Below are 21,826 nucleotides of genomic sequence, written 5' to 3' on the forward strand. Positions count from 1 at the left end.
AAGGAGGGAGACATATGGAGCATACGATTCAAATTGAAGAATCGGTCGTAGAATTATCGTTGGATTGGTTGCTCGGAGAGGTGTGTATTCAACACCATGATCATCCTTATCTCATCATTCGTCAAACGACCAATCAAGTGTTTCCAAAGCGTTATTTGATGCATCATCAGGTAAAAGATGGCCGATTGTTCATTCAAGATAGACGGAAAAAAATACTCAGCTTTGGGCTTCAACTTTATAAAACTGATGTCGCTATTTTTCTCCCTAAACAACAATTACAGTCCATTTCCATTCGTTGTAAAGGAGCAAATCTTCAGGCAGAGAGATTGAAGGTGGAACATGTCTCTTGTCATTTAACGTCTGGAAAAACGATGCTATCAGGTGACATCAAGCATCTCCATTTAGAGACTGTAGGTGGGCTTATTTCTAGTCGGGAACTTACCGTACAAAGATTATTACTGCACGCCACATCGTCAAAAATTGAGTTGGCGGGTGCCTTTTCGGACGTTGATCTGCATGTAACAGGTAGAAGGATGCAGATTCATTCTACAAACGTGCTAAATTCACTTAAATCTACTTCAACTGGAGCAAATGTCAAAGTGGTGATACCGGAAAATGATGGATTTACTTGTTATGTAAAGAAAAGATCCGGCGCTTTCCGGAATGACTTTTCTTGTCATCGAGAGAAGGACAAAATGGTGCATAAAAATGGACTGTGTTCCTTTGAAGTTGATATAAGGGGCGGTCAGTTCCTATTAAGTGATCAGCTTTAAAGTGACTTACATCCTTTGATTCAATATATCAATATAAAACAATTTGAGTATCTTCTTATGTCGGAATATTTTGATAATAGTGTTTCCCTCAAAAAAACAATTGTTTTTTAAGGGTAGATTTATTATGATAATATACATCGAAAGATTGATGTTTCTCAATCAGAATGAATATTCTGATTTTCATTTTTTTTTATGTTGTTTGTTGATGAGGGGGAAGAAAAGTGGCTCAAAAGGAATTAAAAAGAGGGTTAAGTGCCCGCCATATTCAAATGATTGCACTCGGCGGCACGATTGGTGTTGGCTTATTTATGGGGTCAGCCAAGGCCATTCAATGGACAGGCCCATCGGTTCTTCTCGCGTACGCAGTATGTGGTATCTTTATCTTTTTTATTATGCGTGCGATGGGAGAAATGTTATACGTTGAACCAAGTACAGGTTCATTTGCTACATTTGGTCATCAATATATTCATCCGCTTGCGGGTTATATGACAGCTTGGAGTAACTGGTTCCAGTGGGTCATTGTCGGGATGTCGGAAATTATTGCCGTAGGCGCTTATATGAAATATTGGTTCCCAGACCTGCCAGCGTGGATTCCAGGATTAATTGCGATGATTATTTTGGGAGCTGCCAATTTGATTTCGGTTAAATCGTTCGGTGAGTTCGAATTTTGGTTTGCAATGATCAAGATTGTGACGATTATTTTAATGATTATTGCAGGTCTAGGCATTATTTTCTTTGGATTTGGAAATGGCGGGACGCCTATTGGCTTGTCTAATCTGTGGGCGCACGGCGGGTTCTTTACAGGTGGATTTACCGGATTCTTGTTTGCATTGTCGCTCGTCATTGCTGCCTATCAGGGTGTAGAGCTGATTGGGATTACAGCAGGTGAAGCGCAAAATCCAGAAAAGACGCTGACCAATGCCATCAAAAGTATCATCTGGCGTATTTTGATTTTCTATATCGGTGCGATCTTTGTCATTGTGACAGTGTATCCTTGGGATCAGTTGAATACCCTTGGCAGTCCATTTGTGGCGACGTTTGCGAAAATTGGGATTACAGCCGCCGCTGGTATTATTAACTTCGTTGTCATTACAGCAGCGATGTCCGGCTGTAATAGTGGGATTTTCAGTGCGGGACGTATGCTTTATACATTAGGTGTGAACGGGCAGGCGCCTGCTTTCTTCACCAAAATTTCGAAGAATGGTGTGCCGTATTTTGGAACATTCGCTGTGCTGATTGGTTTAGCAATAGGAGTTGTCCTCAATTATGTTGCGCCACCAAACATTTTCGTCTATGTGTATAGTGCGAGTGTACTTCCTGGTATGGTGCCATGGTTTGTGATTTTGATTAGTCATATCGGTTTTAGAAAGGCGAAGGGAGCTGCGCTTGATCAGCATCCATTCAAGATGCCACTAGCTCCGTTTTCTAATTATCTGACAATCGGCTTCTTACTGATGGTGCTTGTATTTATGCTCATTAATCAGGATACGCGTATTTCTCTGATTGTGGCAATTGGGTTCTTAATTGTAGTAGCGCTTAGCTTCTATGTTTTTGGGATCGGGAAACGGAAGCCGATTGAAACAGCTTCTTCTGATCAAACGGTAAAATAATCAAAGGCCTTGCGGTCCATCCCGCAAGGCTTTTTTTGTTTAGAGTGAAGCTTTTACACGGTTAAAGACATCTGGAAAGTTGGTGAACAGACCGGTGATGCCGTATTGCAGTAGACGATTCATGTCTGCTTCACTGTTGACTGTATAGGGGTGGAGGAGGAGTCCGTGGCTTCTGACCTGTTGTACGTTTTCAAGTGTCAATGCTCTGAAATTCGGTCCGACACCCACTGCATAAGATTTGATGAAATCGAGCTGATCATCTGTGATGGACGTCATTTGGGTTCTGTCTAAAAGCTGTACTTTTGGAAGGCGCGGAGCTAATTTCTGTAGCTTTAGCAGGCTGTCTTGGCTAAAGGATTGAATGATGACCTGCCCTTTTCTTGTGTGTTTCCCGAGAAGATGATGTTTTTTTAGGGTCGCCAATAGCTTTTCTTCCATTTGCGGATAGATGTCTGGTTTTTTTGTTTCAATATAATAATTTCCTCGTTTGCCAAAATAGCGCAGTACTTCATCTAATGTGAGGACTCGCTGTCCGATATAGTTGACATTTTGTCTGTCGGGATTGGCTTCATTAAACCAAGTACCAGCGTCAAGCTGTTTGATTTCAGCAAGTGTGAGGTCTTTGACCCAGCCCGTTCCGTTTGTGGTGCGGTCAACGGTTTCATCGTGCATGACGATGAGATGTCCATCCTTTGTCATTTGAAGGTCGAGTTCGAGGTAATCGGCATTCATCTTTGTGGCGAGTTTGTAAGAAGCCAGGGTATGCTCTGGTGCATACCCTGATGCTCCGCGATGTGCAACGGTTAGAATACGATCTGGAGATAAAAGGTTTTCATGTGCCGATACGGTGACCGGCACCCATGCAATAGACAGTAAAGCAAAAGAGAGCAACACGAAAGCAAGTAATCTACTTTTCTTCATATTTTATCCTCCTTTTACGGTAACTGCCTTCATCATAAGAAATAGATGTAAAGGGCATATTGGGCGGATATGAATCTTTTATGTGATTTTCATTAAGCTTGCTCTACGCGCTTCCCTGTATTCCAAGTCATCGCTAGGAAGACAATCGCAAGCACACAAGAACTAACCAATAAAATAAAGCCTCCTGTCCAGTCGTAATGGTCCACGACGACGCCCATCATCGCATTTGCGAAGGCAGAGCCGCCAATATAACCGAAAAATCCTGTGAGTCCGGCCGCAGTGCCAGCCGCTTTTTTAGGAGCAAGGTCAATGGCTTGAAGTCCAATGAGCATGACAGGTCCGTAAATTAAAAAGCCGATGCTGATGAGGGCGATGTTATCGACCATTGGATTGCCAGCAGGGTTTAACCAGTATACAAGCACCGCGATTAACACACCAGCCATAAAGAGGACGCCTGCTGGTGCGCGGCGGCTTCTAAAGAATCGGTCACTAATCCACCCGCACAATAATGTGCCGGGAATGCCTGCATATTCATAAAGAAAATATGACCAGCGTGAATGCTCTGGTGAAAAGCCCTTTGCTTCTGTTAAGTAGGTCGGCGCCCAGTCCACGACACCGTAACGAACGAAGTACACAAAGACGTTGGCAATGGCGATATACCAAAGGAATTTATTGTTGAGTACATACTTAAATAAAATCTCTTTCACTGTTAATTCTTTTTCTTGATCTTCGTACTGCTGTGCCGGATAGTCATTGCGATATTCCTCGATTGGCGGAAGACCAGCGGATTGCGGGGTATCCCGGACGAGAAGAATGATCACGAAGGAGACGATAATGGCAATGATGGCAGGGAAGAAAAAGATACTTTTCCACGTCGCAAACAGCACGATCCCTAAGGTGATGAGCGGTGCCAGAATTCCCCCGCCGATATTGTGAGCGACGTTCCAAATGGACATTTTCGTTCCACGTTCACTAACCGAAAACCAATGCGCCATCGTCCGTCCGCATGGCGGCCACCCCATGCCTTGGAACCAGCCGTTTAAAAACATGAATAAGAACATGATCCATACACTTGACGTCACCCATGGAAATGAGACAAATAGGATATTGATAAGGGCTGATAGAAAGAGTCCGGTGGCTAAAAAATATCTTGGGTTACAGCGGTCTGAGATCATACCCATAATGAATTTACTAAAGCCATAGGCGATAGACACAGCTGCGAGTACAAAGCCTAATTCACTTTTCGTGAACCCTTCTTCTTGTAGATAAGGAATAGCAAAAGCGAAATTTTTCCGCAGCAAATAGTAGCCCGCATACCCGATAAAGATGCCTAAAAAGACTTGAAGCCGCAGCCGCTTATACGTCTCATCTGTTTTGGCATCATCGAGCCTGTCGATATGCGGAGCGGGTTTAAACCATTTGAACATAAAGATCCTCCTCTTGTCGTTGTCCGACTGACTGAATCAAAAGTACGAGATCGGCGTTTGATCTTGTACTTTTTAAGAGACAAAAGAATTGATAACGCTTTCTTTTGTACTCCCATCATATCGGATGGAAGAGACGTTTATGATGAGGCTTTTGTCATTATTTTGGAAAAACAGTTCATCAAGTAACGAAAAAAATCCGCACATGGCGGATTTTCCTTAGCTGTTACAGAGACACATTAATTTTCGCAGATTTCTTAAGCTTTTCAATTTCTTTTTGAACTTCTTTCTGCTTTTCTTGGGATTCTAGCTGCTTTTTAATTTGTGATTTAACTTCTTTGTACTCTGGTGCTTTTTGCTTTTGTTTTTTCATTTCATCTGCGTATTGATCATAGTACGCTTTAACATCCTTTTCAGAGACGGACGCTGATTTGATTTCTTTGTCGACATACTGGCTGTATTTGATGCTGTCAGCAATGTCACTTTTCAGCTGATCCATGGTGAGTCCGCTTTTCTTAAGGGCTTCTTCAAACTGAGCGTTGTCTTTGAATTGTTTCTTTTCTTCTTTTAGCTGTTTATCTACCTGTTTGTCAGAGGCTTTAATGCCCTTCTTCTCAGCATCTTGCAGGATGAGCTCTTGACCTACGAGCGCATCAATGGTTTGTTTCTTGACTGCTTTTGCGCCTTCTTTAGATGTTGGGTCTTGCCCAGATTGCTGAAGCTGTCCTTGAATGGTTGATAGAGCGCTATTATATTCATTACCTGTGATTTTGTCTTGGTTGACGGTCGCAACGACCTTTTGATCATCGATTTTTTGTGCGTCTAATTTCTTTTGCATCTCTTCCATTTGCTTTTGCTGTTCTTTTTGGTCAGCCTGTGTTGTTTCCTTGTTTTTGGCTGAATCGTTTTGCTTATCTTGTTTGGCATCGTTTGACGAGCAGGCTGCAAGCCCAACAGATAACAAACATGCGATGAGTGTGTATGATACCTTTTTCATCATTTTCTCTCCCTTCGGTATGAGAACATCTAGTGCGCATTCTAACCGTTTTTTAGGAAAAATAAAACCGTACAGACAATTTGTTAGCGGATTGACATGTTTTTTATCTGTTTGTCCTCATTTTGTCTTCTCATAGTCATCTCATGACAAACTCAATCGTGGAATAATTGTTCCATCGCTTCGTCGAGATTGGTGATTGGCTGGCGGCAGCTGTAGTTTTCACAAATATACACGGTGGTTTTGCCATCGATTGTTTTGTAATCTTTTGTAAAGGGCGCGAGCTTCGCTAATTCTTCCCCTGTTTCGGCAGTCAATATGATATCAAATGGCATGAAGCGTTTTTGAAGCGCCTGTAAAAGCTGTTCTTTTTGAGGGTCGCCGTTTTTTCCGAGAATGATGATTTCTCTTTTCGTTGCATATTGAGCAAGGAGTCCTTGCAGAAACGCTGTGTGCCCGCTTGGATAGGAAGAGATATCGACATAAAAGGCTTTGAACATTAACTCTAATGTGTCCAGCCAATCCTGACGTCCGGTCAATCTGCTTAGCATGAGAAGGTGCTTGAGTGCGGTGCTGTTGCCAGAAGGCATGGCGCCGTCGTACACTTCTTTTTCTCGAACGATGAGCGCTTCCGCATCTGAACCTGAGAAGAAAAAGCCCCCTTTTTCCTTGTCCCAAAACAGCTCAAACATGTTCTCGGCAATGGCTGTCGCCTTTTCCAGCCATGCTAATTCAAAGGTCGCTTTGTATAATGACATATACGCTTTTAGCATATGCGCATAATCCTCGATAAAGCCAAGATGCTTTACGTCACCTTCTCTATATCGGACCATGAGCCGCTCATGTTGGACGAGGTGTGTTTCTAGAAAAGACATCGCCTGTTTCGCCATACCGATCGCTTCCTCTGCATCAAATACTCTTCCAGCTTTGGCGAGAGATGAGATCATGAGCGCATTCCAGGATGTGAGCACCTTGTCATCGATAAGCGGTGCAGGTCGCTGCTGTCTGACAGATTGTAAAATGTGCCGAGCTTCTTGCAGCTTAGACTGAAGCGTATGGTCATCAATTGAAAAAGAGGCTTTGATGTCATCAAAAGAGGTGGAAATGGTATGAGGGATGTTCGCCCCTTCAAAGTTCCCCTCATCTGTGATGTGATAGACAGCGCAGAATAATGCGCCGAGATCCTCGCCTAAATGAGTCATGATCTCATCTTTTGACCAGACGTAATATTGCCCTTCTTTCCCCTCAGAATCTGCATCTATCGCTGAATAAAAGGAGCCATCCGGATTCATCATATCTCGCTTGATAAAGTGAATCAGGCGGTGGACAAGCTTTTCATATGCAGGTTGTTGAGTGAGCTGATACGCTTCTGTGTAAGCCTCCATCAGCAAGGCGTTATCATACAGCATCTTTTCAAAATGCGGCACAAGCCATTTTTCATCCGTCGAATAACGAGAAAAACCGGAACCAATATGGTCATATATACCGCCATTTGCCATTCCATCTAACGTTTTCGTGACTGCATACAGCGCATTCTCCTGTCCTGTCCATTCGTAATAGCACATCAGAAATGAGAGCATATGAGGTGCAGGGAATTTTGGCGCGGAACCGAATCCGCCGTGCAGCGTATCAAAGCTGCTCATGAGCTGATAATAGGCTTTGTGAATTGCTTCTTGAGACAGCGTGTTTTCTGTCTGCCCTGCTGCTTTAATCCGCAAGTTATTTGTCGCTTTCTCAGCCAATGATTCAATATGATCCCGGTCGTTGTGATACGCATCCAGCAGTTGTGTCAGTGCCTCGATAAAGCCAGGACGTCCGTAAGCACTCCTTTTTGGAAAATACGTCCCCGCATAAAAAGGCTTTTGATCAGGCGTGACAAACACGTTGAGCGGCCAGCCGCCTTGTCCCGTCATCATCTGACAAACAGACATATACATAGAGTCGATGTCTGGACGCTCCTCACGATCGACTTTAATGGAAATGAAATGCTCATTTAAGATGTCAGAAACTTGTTGATCTTCGAAGCTTTCGTGTGCCATGACGTGGCACCAGTGGCAAGTTCCTTTGGCTATCCATACCCAATCGATACGAAAACAGGTTTGTTTTCAAGTTTCGCTTTTTTAAATGCTTCATCTGACCATGTGTACCAGTTGACTGGATTATATGCGTGTTGGAGTAGGTAGGGGGATTTTTCAGCGATTAATCGGTTGGGTATTTTTTTGTTTGGCATGGGATCACCTTCTTTCGTATAGAAAAATTATTATTTAATCAATTATGTGCGATCTTCCTAATTTTATAAAGTAATTCCAACGATAACTTTCCTGAGGGTATTCTTTACTTAAATCTTTGCATATTATGTCTAATAGCGTGAAAGTTCGTGAAAGTTCTTCTATAAGTAAAATTCCAATAAAATTTACTGAAAAAAAGCAGTCTAAAAGCAAAAACGCTATGGAAATTATTATCGATGTTTTCAATCCATTTAAGCAACTCAAAACATTTTTTCCTACGGTTACCATGTACTCTGATAGCAAAGTTAGAAAAATTATAGAGATTGTCATCAATTGCACTAACACCGCACTTATTTAGAATCTGATAAAAGTGAAAATGAAATATTATATCTTCTGTTATTTCAGGCATTTTTATTTTTAAGTCATTAGATATTTTATTAAAGTTTTTGCAAAACTCGTACAATAATATGAATTTCAAGTGGTTGGCTTGTATCCAATTTTCACACTGGTGGAAATTTCTTGTGATATGAAATTGACTTATTAAATCATGTTCAGCATATTTTAAATTTTGACTAATGATTTTCATTATTCCTTGGAATTTTTCATTTGGATCATTAAGTTTGTGAATTTCTTCTTCTGTAACTCTATCTAAATTCATAAGTTTACTTTTATAAATAAAGAAACGATATTCGTGAAATGTCAGCTAAAAAAAATTAAAGCACATGATTAAGGTCTAATTTCTTTACCGATCGTTCTCAAATTTGATATACTTCAAACATGTTAGATCTAACTGTTTTGCTACTCAAAAGAGAATGATCATTCTTTAATTATTTCAGAATGAGGGAGGGATGAATGTATAAGATTGTGCTTCTAGTACATCAATGATTCTCAGTCCTTTCCCTGAATATGTTCGAAGGTGGGATTATATGGCTAGAAATAAAGAATTTGATGAAAAGAAGGCATTAAGAAAAGCAATGATTCTTTTTTGGGAACAGGGCTATGAAAAAACATCCATTCAAGACTTGGTGGATCATATGGGCGTTCACCGCAGAAGTATTTATGATACATTTGGCGACAAACATACTTTATTTATGCGAGTCTTAAATCATTATGTAGAAATAATGGAAGGCCGAATGAAGAATGAAGTGAAAACAGAATTAACAGTGAAGCAGTCGATACGAAAATTATTTGAAATGGTGATTGATTCGACACAACAGCAGCCAAAAGGGTGTTTAGCTGTTAATGCAGCTGTTGAGTTATCCCTAATTGATGAAGAAGTAGCGAAAAAAACGACAGAGATTTTTATAAATACAGAAGCCTTATTATTTGATTTGCTAAAACATGGTCAAGATCAAGGTGAAATTCCTAAACACAATGACATCAAAGGGCTTTCTCAATTTATTCATAATTCACTCGTAGGAATACGAGTATTAACAAAAACGACAAATGATAAAGAGAAATTAGAAAGTATTATTAATTTCACTTTGTCGACACTAGACTAAATCTATTTTGTGATATCGATTAGTTAATTAAAAATATGGTTTCGAGGAGAGAATGATATGAAATACACAGTTATTACAGGAGCAAGTTCAGGTATAGGATATGAAACTGCATTGGAATTTGCTGCTCGCGGCAAAAACTTAATTATTGTAGCTAGAAGATTAGAGAAATTAGAAGGGCTTAAATCAGTAATTCATAATATAAATCCTGATTTAGATATTATTATTCATACAAGTGACCTATCGATAACAGATCAGGCATACACACTGTATAACAGTTTAAAGGAGTATCAAATTGAGACGTGGATTAATAATGCTGGTCTTGGTGAATCTTCTTCTGTGACGGACCAGAATTTAGAGAAAGTAGAATCCATGTTACGTCTTAATATAGAGTCGTTGGCGATTCTTTCCACACTATTTGTGCGAGATTATTCTCATGTAGAGGGAACACAATTAATTAATGTATCCTCCGCACTTGGATATGCGACTTATATTGGTGGTATTACCTATTCTGCATCTAAATATTTTGTTAGTGCATTTACAGAAGGGCTTGCAAAAGAACTAGAGCTTAAAAGTGCAAAAATGAAGGCAAAAGTTTTAGCACCAGCAGTGACTGAAACAGAATTTGAGAAAACTGCACAGGATGTAGAAGAATTTGATTACAAAAACTTTATGCCAATGTATCACACAGCTAAGCAAATGGCTGGTTTTATGATGGAACTTTATGACAACGATAAAGTCGTAGGTATTGTAGATGAAAGCTACAATTTCAATTTAAGAGATCAAATCTATCCAATACTAGGCGTTTAATGTATTAACAGAAAATAACGTGTTGGGGGTGGCTGATAAACATAGGTTCTTTGCAGTAGCGATTCAAAAAATTTAATTATTTGAGAATGATCGTTCTAAAAAAACAGTACCAATTGAATAAAAAGATAATGTTGTGAGTATTTAAGGTTTGGGTGGTGGGTTGATCTTAAAATAAGGTTCCCTCCACCTAAACGATTGGAATAATATAAGATCTTTATAAAAAGAATTATATTGAGGGTAGAAAAATGAAGTAGACAGTGAAAATAATAAAAATAAGGTAAAGAAACTTAATTAAAGCAACTCAACGGAAGGGTGCTAATAAAAATGGAAACACTCATGAGAGCAGCTCAGATCACCAAATATTCAAAAAAACCCCATGTCCAAATTAATGAAATTCCAATTCCAGAGATCGCTGACAATGAAGTCTTGGTAAAGGTCAAAGCTGCGGCGGTCAATCCACTCGATATGTTAATTATTACAGGTAGCGTGAAACTGATTCAAGATTATGAATTCCCATTAACGCTTGGTAATGAATTGACAGGTGTTATCGAAAAAGTCGGAAAAAATGTGACAGAATTTCACGTAGGAGATGCCATCTATACACGTCTCCCTCTCGAAAAAATTGGTGCTTTTGCGGAATATGCCGCAATTGATGCTGCCGCAATTTCACCCATGCCAAAAAATTTATCTTACGTGGAAGCCGCTGCTGCACCACTGGCTGGACTCACAGCGTATCAAGGTCTACATGAAGAACTTGAGGCACAGACAGGTAAAGCTGTTTTTATTCCAGGTGGATCAGGCAGCTTTGGTCAAATGGCAGTACCAATCGCAAAGGCAATGGGCCTAAATGTCATTGTTAGTGGCAGCTCAGAAGCGCGCGAACGCACATTGGAAATGGGTGCAGTCCAATATTTGGATTATACAATAGAAAACTATGTTGACTTGTTGTCGAATGTGAATTACGTAATTGATACATTGGGACCTAAAGAATTTGACCGTGAATTGAGTATAATCAAACCGGGTGGAAAATTGCTCTCCCTTCGGACAGGTCCGAATAAACGTTTCGGGAAAGATCGAAATTTCCCAAGATGGAAACAGATATTATTTTCTCTTGCTGGTGCAAAGTATGACCGCAAAGCCAAGAAACAAAACGTGGAATACCATTTTATTTTCGTTCGTTCTGACGGCGTACAACTTAAAGAGATTACAAAAATCATTGAAGAAAACAACATTGTTCCAGCAATTCATCGGACATTATTTACCATCGACAACGTAAATGAAGCGCTAAAACTAGTCGCAAATGGACGACCAATAGGGAAAGTGATTATTCAATTTTAAGGGGAATATGAAGAAAGCAGTCAAAAGTTGAGATCATTTATGTAAATGTAAAGGATTTTGAAACAAACCGAGAGTTTTGTTGATTAAGAAATGGAAAAGATAAAAAGCCAGGTCAGATCATAGAAAAACTTCAGCAAGTCGGAGTCCTGTATGATAAAACATGGAGAACTAACCATTTCAAAAATGTTGGAATGAAAATTGAGACAGATGGTTATTTTAAAAGACATGCCACAAGTGGCAAGTGGCATAGCCAATACTGACAAGCACGGGTTTATTTTCACGTCGAAGGCTTCTTCCCCCCACGGGTACCAGTGAACTGGGTTGTGAGCGTGTTGAAGGAGGTATGGTGATTTTTCCGTGATGAAGTGGGTTGGGTGTTTGGTTGTTTGGCATGGGTCACCTGCTTTCTAAATGTTTTTTCGTGTTTTCTTTTCTCCATTTAATATATCAGATTGCTGAGGCTCGTCATATTTTGTCTGTGAGGTATTCCCAAAATGAAAAAACAAGGGCTATAAACCCTTGATAGATTCATTACTTCATCTTTTAACTACTTCAATCGTAATGTTTTAACAAGATGGCTGAATTATGTCCTCCAAAACCAAAAGAATTGGATAGCCCGTATTTCAAAGGAAGCTGTCTCGCTTCTAATACAACGTCTAAGTTGCAATCTGGATCTTGCTTCTCTACATTAATAGTGGGTGGAATCATTCCTCGTCTCAAACTTTCCACTAAAGCAATGGCTTCTACTCCACCGGCAGCACCAAACATATGCCCAGTCATTGACTTGTTCGCCGTTGTTGGAATTTCACGGGAACGTTCACCAAATAATGTCTTAATAGCTAGAACTTCTGAACGATCCCCTACTTGTGTACTTGTTGCATGAGCGCTAATAACATCGATTTCATCCGTTGATATATTTGCACTTCTCAATGCTTTTTTCATGGCTAAGTAGGCCCCCTTACCTTCTGGGTGTGATGCTACCATATGGTGAGCATCTGAACTAGCTCCGTACCCCACAACTTCACATAGTATCGGCGCATCTCTAAGAATAGCGTTTTCTAATGATTCTAATACTAAGATACCTGCACCTTCACTCATAACAAATCCATCTCTATCTGTATCGAATGGACGGCTGGCTCGACTTGGATCTTGGTTTCTAGTAGATAGTGCATGTGCGTTTCCAAAACTAGCTAAAGATATCTGTGAGACGGCAGCTTCTGCTCCACCGGCAAATATAATATCTGCATCATCATTTCGGATCGCATTGAAAGCTTCACCGATAGAGGTGTTCCCAATAGAACAAGCAGTGACTGGTGACATTGATGGCCCTTGTGCCCCTAATTTTATGCTGATTTGGGCAGCAGCTGCATTTGAAATCATCATGGGTACAAGGCTGGGGCTTACTCTCGAGGGGCCTCGTTTATCTAATACATTCACGTTATCAACAAGCGATTGGATGCCCCCGATTCCTGAACCAACATATACGCCTAAACGTTCAAGATCAACATGGTCTAACTGTAATTTTGAATTTTTTAATGCTTGTTCGGCTGCTGCTAAGGCAAACTGACTAAAACGATCTAATCGTTTTGCTTCTTTTCTCCCCAATATTTCATCTGCATCGAAATCACGAACGATTCCAGCTATTTTTGTTTTATAATCAGTCGTATCAAAAGAATCAATGAGAGATATTCCCGATTGTCCTTTCACTAGTTGATTCCAAAAGCTATCTATATCATTTCCTAGTGGAGAAATAATTCCCATTCCAGTAATGACAACTCTTTTCATGATCATTCCCTCCTTGTTATTATTAACTTTAGCCATTATGTTATCCTATTACAAGTTGTTGTTTATCCTAGTATAATTAATAATATTTTAAAGGGAGATCTGAATGAAACCTGAAACAAGACTTCAAGCATTATCAGAATTTCTAAAAAATCAACGTTCGAAAATTACGCCCCATATGGTTGGTTTACCTGTAGGAACCCGAAGAAGAACAGCAGGACTTAGAAGAGAAGAAGTAGCTCAACTAGCCGGTGTGAGTCTTACTTGGTATACATGGTTAGAACAAGGCAGAGATATAAAAGTATCTACTTCGGTATTAGATGCTATTTCTCGAGCATTACAATTAAATAACGATGAAAGAAGATATTTGTACGCTTTAGCGTTAGAGGAAGGAGTGAAACAATCCTTTATCATTGAGGATGAGAAGGAAATCAGTCCGGCTTTAGTGAAAATGTTGCAGGAACTTCGTTATTGCCCAACGATTATTTCTGATAGAAGAAGTCAGATTGTGGGGTGGAATCAAGCAGCAGCTAATGTCTTTTTGGACTTTGAACAGATCGTCCCGGCAGAAAGGAATATCATACGCTTACTATTCGCAAGAAAGGAATTTAAAAGTTTAGCCGTGAATTGGGAGCATTTTGTTAGAGGATATATCGCCATATTTAGAACGTATTATGGACAGTATGTTGCTGATGACTGGTATGAGCAATTTATAGAAGAAATGGAGCAGGCATATCCTGAGTTTCGTAAAATATGGAATGAAAATGAGATCAGCTATGCGCCTGAAGTATTAATTGAATTTCGTCATGCTAAGGTAGGGAAAATGTTGTTTAATCTCACTTCATTACAAGTGTATGGGGATACTGATTTAAGATGCAGTGTCTATACTCCAGTTGAGGATACTGAAACGGAGCTAAAGTTAAAACGTTTAATCGAAGGCTAGCTATTGTTTGGAGTGTATAATTGATTTGAGGGATACTTCCTTAATTTGCTATATTTTAAATAAATTAAGTATTTATGGTAGAAATTATTTCGTGCTTTTTAAACTTAATCATGACATTTAGCTTCTTTTTGTGTTATTTCCGTTAGAGATAGATGGGAGAATTCAATAATTGAATTTGAAAAAAAGCAACATCATATCGATATAGTGGTTAATTACCGTAATGATAAGACAACGAAGTATTCAATACCAATAGAGATTTTTGAAAAAGTTTACGATGATCTGCAAAGAGGTAATTGAGGGAATTTAGGTTCCTTCAACTACCTGTTACATTTCTATTCGTTTTTCTATTAATAACTTCAATTGATCTTTGCTTAGCCAAGGTTACGCTTCTACAATCTCTAATAACACAGCATTTTGATGTGATTTGTCAATTCTCCTCTACTTCTTCACCAACACATATTGTAAGTTTTCTAATTCAAACATATCAATCAGTTCATCGATCCCTTTAAAATTGATGTGTTTTCCAAACCGTTTTTTGCTTAGGTCAATTTCTACATCCAATTGATCATCCTTTTCTTTCGTTTCGAGTTCATTTAGACAAGAATAGATTTCGATGGTTTCTTCTGTTGACAGCTCTTTTTCAATGAATTGAAAAAGAGCACGAAGAGAATGAATGATTTCTAATTCATAAACAAAAGGATGCGTGAATTTGTTTCTTACCGCTTCATAGAAAGTATCTAGATAATCAATGTGAATACCTTCGAAATCCTCTTCTGTTTCAAATACTTCTATCAAAGGATCTTCTTTTTGATAGGTTTTGTGCTTTTTTTGTATTTTATCAAACAATTCGATATTGAGTTCAGAGAGTGGTTTATAGGTAGGATTTTGACCAATGGTACCAAGCGGCAGTTCTTTGCCTGATCCAATATAATGCTGTAAAGTCATGGGTTGCCCTCTTTTCTTCAATGATTTCTTATTCGTTGATTATTTACTTTTTATCAATAAATGGTGGAATGTGCAATTCTTTTCACATTCGTTTTCTATAAAAGAAAAGGGCAAGTCGTTTGACTAAATACCTCTTAGGGTATACTATCTGTCATAGAAAGAATAGAAAGGAGTCCTTATTCATGGAGTATAATCAGCAGATGAAGAATCGTCTTCGCCGGATTGAAGGGCAGATTAAAGGGGTTCTTGCGATGATGGAGCAAGGCAAGGATTGCCGCGAGGTGGTCACGCAGCTGTCTGCATCACGTAATGCCATTGATCGGGCAATGGGTGTGATTGTGAGTACAAACCTTGAGCAATGTGTTCGTGAAAGTCTTGAACAAGGCAAGGATACGGAAGGTCTTGTGAAAGAGGCAGTTGAGCTATTGGTGAAAAGCCGGTAAGAAATTCCTCAGCCTTTGGAGGTTGACGGATTTTTTTACTTGATGTAATATACCCTTACCGGTATATGTATATATTTTTTATTTTCTATATACCCCTATAGGTAATTATTGAAGGAGGAGCAAAATGGAAGAACAGAAAAAACGCACGACGATAGTGTTATTCAGTGGAGATTATGATAAAGCGATGGCAGCTTACATTATTGCCAATGGTGCAGCAGCTTATGATCATGAGGTGACCATTTTCCATACGTTTTGGGGACTGAATGCCTTGCGTAAGGATGAGATGGTACCGATGAAAAAAGGATTTTTAGAAAAAATGTTCGGCAAGATGATGCCGCGCGGGGCTGATCGCATGGGGCTGTCCAAGATGAATTTTGCGGGAATGGGGCCGAAAATGATCAAGCATGTGATCAAAAAGCACAATGCCATGACCTTGCCGCAGCTCATTGAGATGGCGAAGGAGCAGGATATTAACCTCGTGGCATGTACAATGACAATGGATCTTTTAGGATTACAGGAGAAAGAATTATTGGATGACATTCAATATGCTGGTGTGGCGGCATATTTAGCAGAGGCTGAAATCGGACGTGTGAATTTATTTATCTAGTGAGGTGAAGCAGGGTGCAGACGATTTTACTCATCATCGTAATTGGATTGCTCGTGAGCCGCTTTCTGCCGGTACGAGGTGTGAAGCAAATGGATGCAGCTCATATGAAAAAGAAGGTGAAAAGCAAAGGTCAACAGCTCATTGATGTGCGATCCCCCAGTGAATTTCAAACAAATCATATCAAAGGCTTTCAAAACATCCCGTTGTCTCATTTGAAGAAACGAGCTTCTCAGCTTGAGAAAAATGAAGAGGTCTATGTGATATGTCAAAGCGGAATGAGAAGTATGCAAGCAGCGAAAATATTGAAGAAGCAGGGATTTACTCAGATTACAAACATCAAGGGTGGCATGAATGCTTGGCATTAAATGCGCAATAAAATATACCCCCATCCCTATTTAAAGGAGGAGAAGACATGCAGCAACCAACTGTCATTTTAGATGCAAAAGGACTGGCATGCCCGATGCCGATTGTAAAAACAAAAAAACAAATGAATGAGCTCTTGCCAGGAGACGTACTGGAAGTGCAAGCCACTGATAAAGGATCAGCAGCGGATCTAGCGGCATGGTCAAAAAGCGCAGGCCACGAATTTTTAGGAACAAAAGTAGAAGGCCAGGTGCTTCATCATTTGATTCGTAAGGGCGGAGAACAAGAGAAAGAAGGGAAGTCCATGATTTCGGAAATGTCTTTGGAGACTTTTCAACAGAAAGTAAAAGAAGATCCATCTTTGTTTATTTTAGATGTACGAGAGCTGGATGAATACGAGGCGGGGCATATTCCAGGAGCTGTTCATATTCCTCTTGGTGAGGTTGAACAACGTGCGGAGGAATTGAGCCGGGAGACGGACATTTACCTGATCTGTCATTCAGGCAGAAGAAGTGAATTAGCTGCGCAAAAGTTAAAAGAAAAAGGATTTCATCAATTGATGAATATCGTACCAGGCATGAATAGCTGGACAGGAGCGATTGAAAAATAGGAGCTGAATGAAACATGACGGTAAAAGCGATGACTGCAGAACAGTTAACAAAAAAGATCGTGAACAAGGAGCCGCTCTTTTTACTAGATGTGCGAAATCAAGCGGATGTGCAGGATTGGAAGATCGAAGGGGAAGCAATCGTTCATATGAATGTGCCTTATTTTGATCTCCTTGAAGGAGTAGAGGGCATTTTGCATGACATTCCTCATGATCGTGAAGTGTTGGTGGTTTGTGCCAAGGAAGGCTCCTCTATCATGGTCGCGGAGATGCTGTCAGAGGCGGGCAGAACGGTCCATTATTTAGAAGGCGGCATGAAGGCGTGGAGTGAGCATCTGGAGCCAGTGAAGATTGGTGATTTAAGCGGCGGTGGAGAGCTCTATCAATTTGTACGGATGGGCAAGGGATGCCTGTCTTATATGATCATGTCGAACGGAGAAGCCGCAATTGTAGATGCAGCTAGAATGACAGATGTTTATATCCGTTTTGCTAAAAAGCATGATGTCTCTATCACCGAAGTGTTGGACACTCATCTTCATGCAGATCATATTTCTGGCGGGAAGAAGCTGGCTGAACAGACTGGTGCTAGCTACTGGCTGCCGCCAAAAGATGCTGAAGAAGTGATCTTTGAATATAACCGTCTTGAAGAAGGACAGCGCATAACGATTGGAGCGGCTCCCATTGATATTCATCCTCTTTACTCACCGGGGCATACAATCGGTTCAACATCTTTTATCGTGGATGATCAATATCTTCTTTCAGGTGATATTTTGTTCGTGGATTCGATTGGAAGACCTGACCTTGCTGGAATGGCGGAGGACTGGGTAAGTGATTTGAGGGAAACACTTTATGAGCGATATGGAGCACTTTCGAAAGAATTGATTGTGTTGCCAGCGCATTTCATGATTATGGATGAAATCAATGAAGACGGAAGTGTTTGGAAGGAGCTAGGCGTTCTATTTGAAGAAAATCATGGACTGAACATAGAAGATGAAGCCGTATTTAGAGAAATGGTCACGAAGAATCTACCCGCACAGCCAAACGCTTATCAAGACATTCGTCAAACCAATATGGGGAAGCTGAGCCCAGACGAAGAAGCGCAGCGTGAAATGGAAATTGGTCCAAACCGTTGTGCGATTCGGTAATGTCCAATAAAATAAGAGGAGAGGAACAATCAAATGACATCAGATCAAATGTTAGACGTAACGGGGCTTGCATGCCCAATGCCGATTATTCGAACGAAGAAAAAAATGAATGACTTGACGGAGGGTCAAGTATTAGAAATACATGCAACAGATAAAGGGGCTAAAGCTGACTTAGCAGCATGGGCGAAGTCAAGCGGACATGAATTGATCACGCAGACGGAAGAAGGACATGTGCTGAAGTTCTGGGTGAGAAAAGGGTCCTAAAGGATGTAGGGGTATCTGCTGAAGATCCCCTTTTCCTTTTGCAAAGGAGGAGACCAGCGTGGATTTTGCGTTTTTGATTACACTTTTTATCATCGGATGTATTGGTTCCTTCTTATCAGGAATGGTGGGGATCGGGGGATCTGTGATTAACTACCCTATGCTGCTTTATATCCCGCCACTGGTCGGTGTGATGGCACTATCGGCTCATGAGGTATCAGGAATTGGCGCCATTCAAGTGCTTTTTTCGACGCTCGGTGGGGTATTGGCCTATCGTAAAAGCGGATTTTTACATTGCTCGTTGATTGTATATATGGGGAGCAGTATATTGGCGGGCAGCTTACTAGGCAGTTATGTATCTCACTTTATGCCAGAGAATGGGATGAATCTCGTCTATGGATTGCTCGCGATTGTGGCTGTGATCCTCATGCTGATTCCCAAAAAGGGACAGCGTGCAGACGCAGAGGGAGAAGTCACTTTTCATAAAGGACTTGCGGCAGGTATTGCCTTTGTGATCGGTAGTGTTTCCGGTGTGCTAGGCGCGGGCGGAGCATTTATATTGGTACCGGTGATGCTGTCTATTTTAAAAATTCCTGTCCGGATGACGATTGCGTCCTCACTTGCAATTACGTTTTTATCTGCGATCGGTGCATCGACTGGAAAGGTATTGACGGGTCAAGTTATGCTTGTTCCTGCGGTTGTGCTGATGCTGGCAAGTTTAATCGCCGCTCCGATTGGTGCTAAGGTCGGTCAGAAAATCAACGCCGTCTACTTACAATGGGCACTTGCTGTGATGATTACGGCGACAGCGGTCAAAATTTGGCTTGATTTATTATAAAGAAAAGACCAACAAAGCAAACGTGTTGGTCTTTTTTATTTGATGTCATCGTGCTCGATATATGTTTCAAGGGCTGGGTGATACTCTTTTTGATAATGAAGGTTGGGACATGTTTTCACGACTTTGCCTTGCAGGGCATTGGACTTAGAGACTTCTAATGCTGTTTTACATTTAGGGCAGCGTTCGGCAAACAGTGAGGGCCAGCGCTTCATATATCACCACTCCATTTAAAGTCTTGAAAACCGATTATATTAATATGAATTATAGGGGATCGTGCTGACAAGGTCAATGGGTGTTTGGGTCTTTTTAACAAAAAAGAAGCATCGTAAAGGATGCTTCTCTTTCGTTTCGATTCTCAATAAGCTTTTGCCCAGAAAACCATATCAGATGCAGGCTTTCCGCAGCAGACACATGTATCAGAGACAGATTCCTGTTCAAATGGGATACAGCGTGAGGTCGCCCCTGTTCTTTCTTTAATGTCGTTCTCGCAGGCTTCGTCACCACACCACATGGCTTTAATCAATCGGTTTTCTTCTGAAAGAATGTGCTCAATTTCTTCGATGGTGTGAGCTTTTGATGTTTTTTCATGTAATCGTTCTTTCGCCTTTTCGTACATCGTCCGTTGAATATCTTCAAGCGTGGATGTGATGGTTTGTTCAAGTGCATCTAATGCGACAGCTTGCTTTTCACCATTGTCTCGTCTTGCGAGCATCACCTGACCTTTTTCAATGTCCTTTGGTCCTACTTCGACACGTAAAGGGATGCCCTGCATTTCACATTCGTTGAACTTCCACCCTGGCTGTTTATCGCTTGCATCGATGTCAGCACGTGCGATGCGGGCGAGTCGATCTTTCAATTCGTAGGCATGATCGAGCACACCTTCCTTGTGAGAGGCGATTGGCACGATTCGCACTTGGGTTGGTGCAATGTTTGGCGGAAGGACGAGTCCTCTGTCATCACCATGCACCATGATCATGGCACCGATGATTCTTGTGGTAAACCCCCAAGAGGTTTGCTGGACATGCTCTAGCTTTCCTTCACGGTTTAAGAATTCGATGCCAAATGCCTTGGCAAATCCGTTCCCGAAGAAGTGAGAAGTGGCCGTTTGCAGTGCTTTTCCATCATGCATTAAGCTTTCAACCGTATAGGTAAAGCGGGCACCAGCGAATTTTTCCTTCTCTGTTTTTCTCCCTTTAATGACAGGAATGGCAAGGAGCTCTTCGCAAAGAGAAGCGTAGATGTGAAGCATTCTTTCTGTCTCCTCAATCGCTTCTTGCTCTGTCTCATGACATGTGTGTCCTTCCTGCCATAGGAATTCAAGCGTTCTAAGGAATGGACGTGTGGTCTTTTCCCAGCGGACGACATTCGCCCATTGATTATAAAGCTTCGGTAGATCACGGTAGGAATGAATGATGTTTTTGTAATGCTCAGCGAACAGTACTTCAGAGGTTGGTCTGACGCAGAGCCTTTCCTGTAATTTGGATTCACCGCCATGTGTGACCCACGCCACTTCAGGAGCGAAGCCTTCGATATGGTCTTTTTCCTGCTGCAGCAGGCTCTCTGGAATAAAGAGCGGCATATACACATTCTCATGGCCTGTTTCTTTGATTTGGCGGTCAAGTTCGTCGCGAATATTCTCCCAAATTTTAAAGCCGTATGGCTGAATGATCATACTGCCTCTGACGCTTGAATAATCGACGAGACGTGCCTTCGTGACAACATCTGTATACCACTGGGCAAAGTCGTCTTCCATGCTTGTGATTTTTTCAACAAATTGTTTCTTTGACATTGCATATTCCTCCTTTTAAAAAACAAAAAAGCTGTGCTTTAAGTTAGGGACCATTCCTGGTGGTACCACCCTAATTTAAAGCACAGCTTTACACTCGATCATGATAACGGTATGAACCGCTGTATGAAACAGAACTAAATCGGCAGGTTCACTTGAAGATGTCATTAGGAACTTCTCAGCACCGTTCCCTCTCTGTTAAAGGTCAATTCAAGCTACTATTCCAGATCTACGTTGATGAATGTTCGTTGATTTTTCATCAGTTTACCTGTAAATGCATGAGAAAGCAAGTTGTACTGGGGTTTCTTTTCATGCTGTTCTAAGTGCTTTGTGTGATCGTGAATTTGCAGTCATTTCCTATTTTTACAGCTTGCCAGTTATGTAAGCATATGCTACTATATTTGAAGAAAAAAATAGACTTGTATAACCTCAATAATATGGTTTGAGGGTTTCTACCAGGATCCGATAAATCCTGATTACAAAAGCGTGCTTTCCTTTTTTGTAATCAG

General features: G+C 40.8%; 22 protein-coding genes, 2 pseudogenes and 1 riboswitch. Of the genes and pseudogenes, 13 read left to right on the forward strand and 11 right to left on the reverse strand.

Features of this window, described 5'->3' with window-relative positions; genetic code table 11:
* Window positions 1-14: 14 nt before the first annotated feature.
* Window positions 15-773, forward strand: a complete 759-nt coding sequence (locus MHI16_RS01190) for a DUF4097 family beta strand repeat-containing protein (RefSeq protein WP_342498038.1) — start codon at window positions 15-17, stop codon at window positions 771-773.
* 221 nt (window positions 774-994) lie between these two features.
* Entirely contained in the window at window positions 995-2,383 is a 1,389-nt protein-coding gene (locus MHI16_RS01195) for an amino acid permease (RefSeq protein ID WP_058015168.1), read from the forward strand.
* A 39-nt stretch (window positions 2,384-2,422) separates the two neighbouring features.
* On the opposite strand, the gene MHI16_RS01200 is transcribed toward MHI16_RS01195, so the two are convergent.
* From MHI16_RS01200 to MHI16_RS01225, 6 genes and pseudogenes are all read right to left on the reverse strand, one after another.
* On the reverse strand, window positions 2,423-3,304 hold the full coding sequence (locus MHI16_RS01200) for a glycerophosphodiester phosphodiesterase (protein WP_058015169.1): 882 nt from the start codon (window positions 3,302-3,304) through the stop codon (window positions 2,423-2,425).
* A 92-nt stretch (window positions 3,305-3,396) separates the two neighbouring features.
* Entirely contained in the window at window positions 3,397-4,731 is a 1,335-nt protein-coding gene (gene glpT / locus MHI16_RS01205; RefSeq protein WP_061406579.1) for a glycerol-3-phosphate transporter, read from the reverse strand.
* A gap of 223 nt (window positions 4,732-4,954) precedes the next feature.
* Complete coding sequence (locus tag MHI16_RS01210; protein ID WP_061406581.1) at window positions 4,955-5,725, reverse strand: SurA N-terminal domain-containing protein; 771 nt, start codon at window positions 5,723-5,725, stop codon at window positions 4,955-4,957.
* Window positions 5,726-5,877: 152 nt separating this feature from the next.
* The gene (locus MHI16_RS01215) at window positions 5,878-7,761 is read right to left on the reverse strand and encodes a thioredoxin domain-containing protein (RefSeq protein WP_144463196.1); all 1,884 of its coding nucleotides are present in this window, start codon (window positions 7,759-7,761) and stop codon (window positions 5,878-5,880) included.
* Window positions 7,762-7,796: 35 nt separating this feature from the next.
* Window positions 7,797-7,952 (reverse strand): annotated as a pseudogene (locus MHI16_RS01220) (DUF255 domain-containing protein); the annotation flags it as partial.
* 104 nt (window positions 7,953-8,056) lie between these two features.
* Complete coding sequence (locus MHI16_RS01225) at window positions 8,057-8,608, reverse strand: hypothetical protein (RefSeq protein ID WP_061406585.1); 552 nt, start codon at window positions 8,606-8,608, stop codon at window positions 8,057-8,059.
* A 268-nt stretch (window positions 8,609-8,876) separates the two neighbouring features.
* Between MHI16_RS01225 and MHI16_RS01230 the strand changes: the two genes are divergently transcribed.
* The 3 genes from MHI16_RS01230 (at window position 8,877) to MHI16_RS01240 (ending at window position 11,597) form a co-directional block, all read left to right on the forward strand.
* Window positions 8,877-9,452: a TetR/AcrR family transcriptional regulator gene (locus MHI16_RS01230; RefSeq protein ID WP_058015174.1), complete on the forward strand. Its 576-nt coding sequence runs from the start codon at window positions 8,877-8,879 to the stop codon at window positions 9,450-9,452.
* A gap of 57 nt (window positions 9,453-9,509) precedes the next feature.
* Window positions 9,510-10,259, forward strand: coding sequence for an SDR family NAD(P)-dependent oxidoreductase (locus tag MHI16_RS01235; RefSeq protein WP_058015175.1), 750 nt, complete (start codon window positions 9,510-9,512; stop codon window positions 10,257-10,259).
* Between the two features lie 324 nt (window positions 10,260-10,583).
* Window positions 10,584-11,597: an NADP-dependent oxidoreductase gene (locus tag MHI16_RS01240; RefSeq protein ID WP_342498039.1), complete on the forward strand. Its 1,014-nt coding sequence runs from the start codon at window positions 10,584-10,586 to the stop codon at window positions 11,595-11,597.
* A 228-nt stretch (window positions 11,598-11,825) separates the two neighbouring features.
* On the opposite strand, the pseudogene MHI16_RS01245 reads toward MHI16_RS01240, so the two are convergent.
* Window positions 11,826-11,959: pseudogene (locus MHI16_RS01245) on the reverse strand (DUF255 domain-containing protein); the annotation flags it as partial.
* Window positions 11,960-12,149: 190 nt separating this feature from the next.
* Window positions 12,150-13,382, reverse strand: a complete 1,233-nt coding sequence (gene fabF / locus MHI16_RS01250) for a beta-ketoacyl-ACP synthase II (RefSeq protein ID WP_058015178.1) — start codon at window positions 13,380-13,382, stop codon at window positions 12,150-12,152.
* Between the two features lie 103 nt (window positions 13,383-13,485).
* Here fabF and MHI16_RS01255 point away from each other — a divergent pair, with 103 nt between their 5' ends.
* Complete coding sequence (locus tag MHI16_RS01255) at window positions 13,486-14,322, forward strand: helix-turn-helix transcriptional regulator (RefSeq protein WP_342498040.1); 837 nt, start codon at window positions 13,486-13,488, stop codon at window positions 14,320-14,322.
* Window positions 14,323-14,760: 438 nt separating this feature from the next.
* Here the strand turns inward: MHI16_RS01255 and MHI16_RS01260 are convergent, their stop codons facing one another.
* Window positions 14,761-15,267, reverse strand: coding sequence for a hypothetical protein (locus MHI16_RS01260; protein ID WP_342498041.1), 507 nt, complete (start codon window positions 15,265-15,267; stop codon window positions 14,761-14,763).
* Between the two features lie 182 nt (window positions 15,268-15,449).
* Between MHI16_RS01260 and MHI16_RS01265 the strand changes: the two genes are divergently transcribed.
* The 7 genes from MHI16_RS01265 (at window position 15,450) to MHI16_RS01295 (ending at window position 19,531) form a co-directional block, all read left to right on the forward strand.
* Window positions 15,450-15,710 (forward strand): metal-sensitive transcriptional regulator, encoded by a 261-nt coding sequence (locus MHI16_RS01265; RefSeq protein WP_003217059.1) that lies wholly within the window; start codon window positions 15,450-15,452, stop codon window positions 15,708-15,710.
* A 124-nt stretch (window positions 15,711-15,834) separates the two neighbouring features.
* Window positions 15,835-16,317 (forward strand): DsrE/DsrF/DrsH-like family protein, encoded by a 483-nt coding sequence (locus MHI16_RS01270; RefSeq protein WP_003216959.1) that lies wholly within the window; start codon window positions 15,835-15,837, stop codon window positions 16,315-16,317.
* 14 nt (window positions 16,318-16,331) lie between these two features.
* A complete protein-coding gene (locus MHI16_RS01275; protein ID WP_058015182.1) occupies window positions 16,332-16,682 on the forward strand; it encodes a rhodanese-like domain-containing protein in 351 nt (116 codons plus the stop codon).
* Window positions 16,683-16,729: 47 nt separating this feature from the next.
* A complete protein-coding gene (locus MHI16_RS01280) occupies window positions 16,730-17,290 on the forward strand; it encodes a sulfurtransferase TusA family protein (RefSeq protein WP_058015183.1) in 561 nt (186 codons plus the stop codon).
* A gap of 14 nt (window positions 17,291-17,304) precedes the next feature.
* The gene (locus MHI16_RS01285) at window positions 17,305-18,432 is read left to right on the forward strand and encodes an MBL fold metallo-hydrolase (RefSeq protein ID WP_058015184.1); all 1,128 of its coding nucleotides are present in this window, start codon (window positions 17,305-17,307) and stop codon (window positions 18,430-18,432) included.
* A gap of 33 nt (window positions 18,433-18,465) precedes the next feature.
* A complete protein-coding gene (locus MHI16_RS01290) occupies window positions 18,466-18,696 on the forward strand; it encodes a sulfurtransferase TusA family protein (protein ID WP_058015185.1) in 231 nt (76 codons plus the stop codon).
* Window positions 18,697-18,754: 58 nt separating this feature from the next.
* Complete coding sequence (locus MHI16_RS01295; protein ID WP_342498042.1) at window positions 18,755-19,531, forward strand: sulfite exporter TauE/SafE family protein; 777 nt, start codon at window positions 18,755-18,757, stop codon at window positions 19,529-19,531.
* A 35-nt stretch (window positions 19,532-19,566) separates the two neighbouring features.
* On the opposite strand, the gene MHI16_RS01300 is transcribed toward MHI16_RS01295, so the two are convergent.
* Together MHI16_RS01300 and proS are read right to left on the reverse strand one after the other, a co-directional pair.
* Complete coding sequence (locus MHI16_RS01300; protein ID WP_012008772.1) at window positions 19,567-19,743, reverse strand: hypothetical protein; 177 nt, start codon at window positions 19,741-19,743, stop codon at window positions 19,567-19,569.
* A 143-nt stretch (window positions 19,744-19,886) separates the two neighbouring features.
* Window positions 19,887-21,320, reverse strand: a complete 1,434-nt coding sequence (gene proS, locus MHI16_RS01305; protein WP_058015187.1) for a proline--tRNA ligase — start codon at window positions 21,318-21,320, stop codon at window positions 19,887-19,889.
* A 396-nt stretch (window positions 21,321-21,716) separates the two neighbouring features.
* Window positions 21,717-21,816, forward strand: a riboswitch (purine riboswitch).
* Window positions 21,817-21,826 lie beyond the last annotated feature (10 nt).

The sequence above is a fragment of the Bacillus sp. FSL K6-0923 genome (assembly GCF_038630825.1).
Taxonomy (GTDB): domain Bacteria; phylum Bacillota; class Bacilli; order Bacillales; family Bacillaceae; genus Bacillus; species Bacillus pumilus.

What these genes read in the sequence shown, in the direction of transcription:
- MHI16_RS01225 (WP_061406585.1), bottom strand. Translation starts at nt 8,608, where the DNA reads ATGAATTTAGATAGAGTTACAGAAGAAGAAATTCACAAACTTAATGAT.
- MHI16_RS01230 (WP_058015174.1), top strand. Translation starts at nt 8,877, where the DNA reads ATGGCTAGAAATAAAGAATTTGATGAAAAGAAGGCATTAAGAAAAGCA.
- MHI16_RS01235 (WP_058015175.1), top strand. Translation starts at nt 9,510, where the DNA reads ATGAAATACACAGTTATTACAGGAGCAAGTTCAGGTATAGGATATGAA.
- MHI16_RS01260 (WP_342498041.1), bottom strand. Translation starts at nt 15,267, where the DNA reads ATGACTTTACAGCATTATATTGGATCAGGCAAAGAACTGCCGCTTGGT.
- MHI16_RS01200 (WP_058015169.1), bottom strand. Translation starts at nt 3,304, where the DNA reads ATGAAGAAAAGTAGATTACTTGCTTTCGTGTTGCTCTCTTTTGCTTTA.
- MHI16_RS01210 (WP_061406581.1), bottom strand. Translation starts at nt 5,725, where the DNA reads ATGAAAAAGGTATCATACACACTCATCGCATGTTTGTTATCTGTTGGG.
- fabF (WP_058015178.1), bottom strand. Translation starts at nt 13,382, where the DNA reads ATGAAAAGAGTTGTCATTACTGGAATGGGAATTATTTCTCCACTAGGA.
- MHI16_RS01240 (WP_342498039.1), top strand. Translation starts at nt 10,584, where the DNA reads ATGGAAACACTCATGAGAGCAGCTCAGATCACCAAATATTCAAAAAAA.
- MHI16_RS01280 (WP_058015183.1), top strand. Translation starts at nt 16,730, where the DNA reads ATGCAGCAACCAACTGTCATTTTAGATGCAAAAGGACTGGCATGCCCG.
- proS (WP_058015187.1), bottom strand. Translation starts at nt 21,320, where the DNA reads ATGTCAAAGAAACAATTTGTTGAAAAAATCACAAGCATGGAAGACGAC.
- MHI16_RS01255 (WP_342498040.1), top strand. Translation starts at nt 13,486, where the DNA reads ATGAAACCTGAAACAAGACTTCAAGCATTATCAGAATTTCTAAAAAAT.
- MHI16_RS01270 (WP_003216959.1), top strand. Translation starts at nt 15,835, where the DNA reads ATGGAAGAACAGAAAAAACGCACGACGATAGTGTTATTCAGTGGAGAT.
- MHI16_RS01190 (WP_342498038.1), top strand. Translation starts at nt 15, where the DNA reads ATGGAGCATACGATTCAAATTGAAGAATCGGTCGTAGAATTATCGTTG.
- glpT (WP_061406579.1), bottom strand. Translation starts at nt 4,731, where the DNA reads ATGTTCAAATGGTTTAAACCCGCTCCGCATATCGACAGGCTCGATGAT.
- MHI16_RS01290 (WP_058015185.1), top strand. Translation starts at nt 18,466, where the DNA reads ATGACATCAGATCAAATGTTAGACGTAACGGGGCTTGCATGCCCAATG.
- MHI16_RS01285 (WP_058015184.1), top strand. Translation starts at nt 17,305, where the DNA reads ATGACGGTAAAAGCGATGACTGCAGAACAGTTAACAAAAAAGATCGTG.
- MHI16_RS01300 (WP_012008772.1), bottom strand. Translation starts at nt 19,743, where the DNA reads ATGAAGCGCTGGCCCTCACTGTTTGCCGAACGCTGCCCTAAATGTAAA.
- MHI16_RS01265 (WP_003217059.1), top strand. Translation starts at nt 15,450, where the DNA reads ATGGAGTATAATCAGCAGATGAAGAATCGTCTTCGCCGGATTGAAGGG.
- MHI16_RS01215 (WP_144463196.1), bottom strand. Translation starts at nt 7,761, where the DNA reads ATGGCACACGAAAGCTTCGAAGATCAACAAGTTTCTGACATCTTAAAT.